This window comes from Bacillus sp. HY001 (genome assembly GCF_007558965.1).
GTDB classification, from domain to species: Bacteria; Bacillota; Bacilli; order Bacillales; family Bacillaceae_G; genus Bacillus_A; species Bacillus_A mobilis.
This window is the reverse complement of the sequence record NZ_VLTE01000398.1, coordinates 1-269: the sequence shown is the minus strand read 5'-3', so window position 1 is coordinate 269 and position 269 is coordinate 1. Positions and strand designations below refer to the sequence as shown.

Here is a 269-nt window from a genome sequence, read left to right as displayed (position 1 = left end):
TGGCATTTTTGTTCGTATTTTTTATACTAAACGTGAGTTTTCCTTACTGGGGAAGGCTATATACATCCCAACTACAAAAGGGAATGCCATATAGTTCTCTTCACAAAACCATTACGATTAATTTATTAAACTTTGTAATGTTTCCAGAATATGAAGCATTTCATACAACAGGAATCTTATGGAATCAGCAACAACAAAAGAAGTTAAGTGATGATATTGAAGTTCATATTGTGGAGATTCCAAAACTCATGCAACAGTGGCGGAATGAA

Annotated in this window: 1 protein-coding gene; it reads left to right on the top strand. The window is 33.5% G+C overall.

Going from position 1 to position 269, the window contains the following annotated elements; translation table 11 throughout:
• A partial coding sequence (locus FOT98_RS31940) for a PD-(D/E)XK nuclease family transposase (RefSeq protein WP_260851170.1) occupies nucleotides 1-269 on the top strand: 269 nt, incomplete at both ends.